Source organism: Deltaproteobacteria bacterium (genome assembly GCA_018668695.1).
Taxonomy (GTDB): Bacteria; Myxococcota; XYA12-FULL-58-9; order XYA12-FULL-58-9; family JABJBS01; genus JABJBS01.
In genome coordinates this window covers 1-4,230 of the sequence record JABJBS010000323.1, presented here as the reverse complement: position 1 = coordinate 4,230, position 4,230 = coordinate 1, and the positions used below count along the sequence as shown (strand labels likewise).

The 4,230-nt window shown below is 49.7% G+C and carries 5 protein-coding genes; 3 read left to right on the top strand and 2 right to left on the bottom strand.

Annotated features, from left to right (window positions below):
* Both HOK28_18240 and HOK28_18235 read right to left on the bottom strand, forming a co-directional pair.
* Nucleotides 1–249 (bottom strand): hypothetical protein (locus HOK28_18240; protein ID MBT6435043.1); only part of this gene is annotated, 249 nt, incomplete at its 3' end.
* A gap of 113 nt (nucleotides 250–362) precedes the next feature.
* Nucleotides 363–986 carry a hypothetical protein gene (locus HOK28_18235; GenBank protein ID MBT6435042.1) on the bottom strand — a complete coding sequence of 208 codons (624 nt, stop codon included), beginning with the start codon at nucleotides 984–986 and terminating at the stop codon, nucleotides 363–365.
* A gap of 302 nt (nucleotides 987–1,288) precedes the next feature.
* On the opposite strand from HOK28_18235, the gene HOK28_18230 reads away from it, so the two are divergent.
* The 3 genes from HOK28_18230 to HOK28_18220 form a co-directional block, all read left to right on the top strand.
* Entirely contained in the window at nucleotides 1,289–2,239 is a 951-nt protein-coding gene (locus HOK28_18230) for a hypothetical protein (GenBank protein ID MBT6435041.1), read from the top strand.
* A gap of 11 nt (nucleotides 2,240–2,250) precedes the next feature.
* A complete protein-coding gene (locus tag HOK28_18225) occupies nucleotides 2,251–3,333 on the top strand; it encodes a hypothetical protein (protein ID MBT6435040.1) in 1,083 nt (360 codons plus the stop codon).
* A 69-nt stretch (nucleotides 3,334–3,402) separates the two neighbouring features.
* Nucleotides 3,403–4,230: hypothetical protein (locus tag HOK28_18220; protein MBT6435039.1), on the top strand; the 828-nt coding region annotated here is incomplete at its 3' end.

The following is a 4,230-nucleotide window of genomic DNA, read 5'->3' as shown; positions in this document are numbered from 1 at the left end:
TTGAGGACAAATCGTCACTGCTGAATTGCCTAAGCAGTCAAAGTCTTCGCAATCGGTAAAGCCGTTACCGTTGTTGTCGATACCATCTGAGCATAGCTCGTCGGTATTTTCAGGATCGCCTGTTGTCCCGCCGTTGTTCGTGTTGCCAGGTGAGCTTGGATCGGTGTTGTCGTTATTTTCGTTTGGATCGACTACAGTACAGGCTACAGCCAAGAGGCAAGCCAAGAATATCATCAGATTGTTTTTCATAATTGTTCATTCCTAAAGTTTTCGGTCGGCCTGAATAGCGGGTTGCGTGTCGCTGCGCAACTGTAGGATGCTTTAGCGCGATCATCCTGCCGCATCTTAGGTAAGCCATATTTTTAGCGGCACTGTTGGCCGGAATTGGCCCAGATGCCCAGATCGTCATTCTGTGCCGACTGCTCAGCGGAATTATAGGCTGTGAGGCGGTCGAAAGACTCATTGTTGAACCGGTAGACCCGTGCAAGCCCCTGATTCAAGATGAGAGTTGCCAGATCATCGCCATTGTGAAGCCTCACATAGGCCAAGAGCCGGTCGTAGGTGTCATAACAGGTCTCGTAGGGGTCATCGCCGCACGCACTATCAAATTCTAGTCCAACTTCCGAATTACCAATGGTATCCCATAGAAATTGCTTGGCATCTTCGGCGCAGGGCTCCGGCTGGTCATTGCTGCCACTGAGCTCAGGTGTGTCGATACCCTTCATTCTAATTCGGAAGACTTCACCATTTCGAAGCACTTCAAAGGTGTCTCCATCCATCACGCCGCGCACCAGAAGAGGTTCTACCAATACCGAATCAACAGGTTCGGTCGTATCAGATGCGTCTGTTTCAGTTGGATCTGTTGTGTCGGTGGTGTCCGCCGGGTCGGTTGGGTCGTTCGTATTGTCGGTCTCAGTGACGGTCCCACAGGCTGTAAGTGAGAGAATAAGCACAAGAATAGAGAATAACGGATTGAATTGAGACATACTAACTCGTTCGTAAAGGATGATGCGGCCGTTTGTTTGGGCGGAAACGAAGCCGGCGGCCAGTCGACTCGATTGAGCCCGATTTGTCAAGAGCTTCGCAGGGTTCGTTCACTGGGGGATTATACCAGCGTGGTCTGCTTGTTCATGTTTTTGATGCGGCCTCCGAAGTTTTGTTTTCTAGCAAGTTGGAAACAAATGATTTTGTGCTGGACTTTTTGGGGGTGGAGGGCGTAGGTTGCCCGTCGGCCCAGACGCGGCCGATCCTGTTTTCAGGTAGCGTTCAGATGAGAAGGCGGTAGTTTATGAAAAAGCCGATAAAGCTTTTGGTGGGTATGCTTGTGCTGGCATCCGCCACAATAGCGTGGGCAGGAAGTAAGACCAAAGTGGTCGTGAATGGTACTCCTGCACCCGTATATTTCAATGATGGCGACAGCTTTCGCGTGGTAGCCGGCCGGATGTCTGGCACCAAAGGCCGCTTGGCTGGATTCAATACGCTTGAAAGTCATGGGCCGGTTCATAAGTGGGGCACCTGGACTGCGAAAGAACTCTACATTAATGCGAAGATGGCTACCAAGAACGGCCGAGATGGCAGTTGGGTGTGTAATAGCGATGGTAGCAAAGACACCTACGGTCGTGAGCTTTTCGATTGTCCTTCTTTGAGAGAAAGCCAGGTTCGAAAAGGTTTCGCCCACGCAATGACGATTACGGCAAAAGGCTCAGCGCCTGAGCTGCTTAAGGTTCAGCAGGAAGCTCAGAAAAATAAAGTGGGTATGTGGGCGCATGGCGTGCCGGAGTTTATCATTACTTCCACGCATTCCATTTCCGAGAGGTCGGGTCGTAAATATGCGTACAACCGTATTGTTTCGACCAAAGACGGCCATTCCGAAAAAGTGCGACACAGCAAAGCCTATAAAGAATGTGAATGGGTTTGTGTTAATAAGGTGACCGTTGCACCGGATGTTTCAACGAAAGTTGTTGCTCAACTAAGAGCCGACGAAACTTTAAAAGAAATATTGAAAGACTTTTCTGATGAGAATCTAGCCTACATCGCCCGTATGTGGCTCGTGATCGATCAAGTGGCATTGATGGTTCCCCTCAAAGCCAAAGAAAATAGACGTAAAATTTCACACAAGCTTGAGGCATTGGTTGCCAGTGGCACATTGGTGGCAGCAACAACTGAAGTTGACTCTTGCACACTCTTTGTGCCGTTTAAGCGCCGTTATGGCGGCGGACGCGCATCTTGTTTGAAGTAGGAATGGTAAGAATGAAGAAGTTTAATTTAGGCTCATTGCTGATCTTGGGATTGGTTTTGGCCGGGTGCGAGTATGTTCTGCCGACTCAGCCTATTTTTGGCTATGAAAGCAACGACCAAGCTTGCAGCGATGGTCGCGATAACGACGAAGATGGTCTGATTGATTGTGAAGATGCGGATTGCGTTTTTGGCTCCTCTCAATGCGGCGAAGATGTTCCTTTGATTCCCAACGTGGAACCCGAGCAAGGCATCGCTTGTCATGACCAAATTGACAACGACGATAACGGACAATTCGATTGCGGTGACCCAGCTTGTAACTCGGTGCTGGAGAATTGCTGTTCGCGAGAGTTTAGTGATGAGACGTGCTCCGACGGCATCGATAACGACGGAAACGGTTATGTTGATTGTGAAGACTTTGGTTGCCGCAATGACTCATTCGGTTTTGTTACCGTGTGTGACAACTTCAGCTCCGGCGGCTCTGATTGCGTACCATCGGGTGCAGGCACGGAGACAACCTTCGCCGAATGCAGCGATGGTTTAGATAACGACTGCAATGGTTATGTCGATTGTGAAGACTTCAGTTGCTCGCGTTCGACTTCGCCTGAAGTGCTTGAGCATTGCGAGGTGGCCGCTGGTGAACCAGAAGATACCTTAGAGGCTTGCCAGGACGGCGTGGATAACGACGGTAATGGTTATGTGGACTGTAATGATTTTTCATGTTCGAAGAATCTCGATGCAACTATTGCCGAGCTGTGTGTCCCAGATGAACCCGTGATTCCAGAAGATACGGCTGAGATGTGCACTGACGGTATTGATAATGATGGAGATGGTTACATCGACTGCCGCGATAACTCTTGTCGTAACAATGAGTTGTTATCTGTCCGCAGAGTGTGTCAGGAAAGTTTGCCGCAAACCGCGGTAGCAGGTTGCGACGGAAGCGAACCAAGCAACCCGGCATGTTATGATGCAGTCCTTGCGGCTTGCTCAGACGGTCAAGACAACGACGGTGACAGTTACGTAGACTGTGAAGACTTTGATTGCAGCCACCACCCATTGCGCGTCTGCAAGGGAATAAAAGTCTGCCAAGACAACTGAAACGAATTTAACGAAATTTGAATTGCCTGTTTAAATCGGGCCTAGGAGATAATGATGCAGTATTTGGGGATGAAACGATTGATAGCTTGTTCAGTATTTTTGATGCTGAATTTCGGTAGTGCGCTTGCTTTCGCAGCCGAGACCGATTGTGCCAACGGCAAAGATGACGACGGCGATTCCATGGTGGATTGCGCGGATGCTGATTGTGCAAAGCAAGACGTTTGCAAGCCAGATGGACAACCTGAAAACACCAATGAGCGTTGCAGTGACTGGATTGATAACGACGATAACGGTGCAATGGACTGCGATGATATGAATTGCAGCGGCGAAGGCATCACAGCGTGTGGCGGTTCTTGGGACGCTATGGAAGCCAATCAGCGTGCGACCACTCAGAAGACGTCGATGGACCAATCGGTATTGCCTGAGCTTGGTGAAGGACAAACCTTCGAAGACATCTTGGGTACCATGGGTGACAACGATGGCGAGCGAAACGACCTATTTTGCTCTGATGGTCGCGATAACGATGGGGATGGACAAGTTGATTGCGCTGACTTGGGTTGCCGCTTCTCTCCTGACGTAACAGTTTGCCGTGGTAATCCAGGCATGCGTTTTTCAATCGTCGGTGCTGTGTCGCAAACATACGACCTCGTTGAAGAGAAATTCGATACCCGGTTTACCAAATTGCAGCTTCGCTCATTTGGCCCGATTCCGATGATTCAAGATTCTTTCTATCTCATCAGCATGCGAGCTGAGAAAACGCCTCGCCTTACGTTTGCAATGTTTCAGATTCCTTTGGGCAACCAAGGTCACTACATGAACATCAACAGCGGCGGGGGCGGGCTCTCCAACGCAATGATTATCTCAAGCGCCAAGCAGCTTCTTCTCGATCCGGCTTAC

Excerpts from the sequence above, each read along its gene's own strand:
- HOK28_18235 (MBT6435042.1), bottom strand. The coding sequence starts at position 986 with ATGTCTCAATTCAATCCGTTATTCTCTATTCTTGTGCTTATTCTCTCA.
- HOK28_18230 (MBT6435041.1), top strand. The coding sequence starts at position 1,289 with ATGAAAAAGCCGATAAAGCTTTTGGTGGGTATGCTTGTGCTGGCATCC.
- HOK28_18225 (MBT6435040.1), top strand. The coding sequence starts at position 2,251 with ATGAAGAAGTTTAATTTAGGCTCATTGCTGATCTTGGGATTGGTTTTG.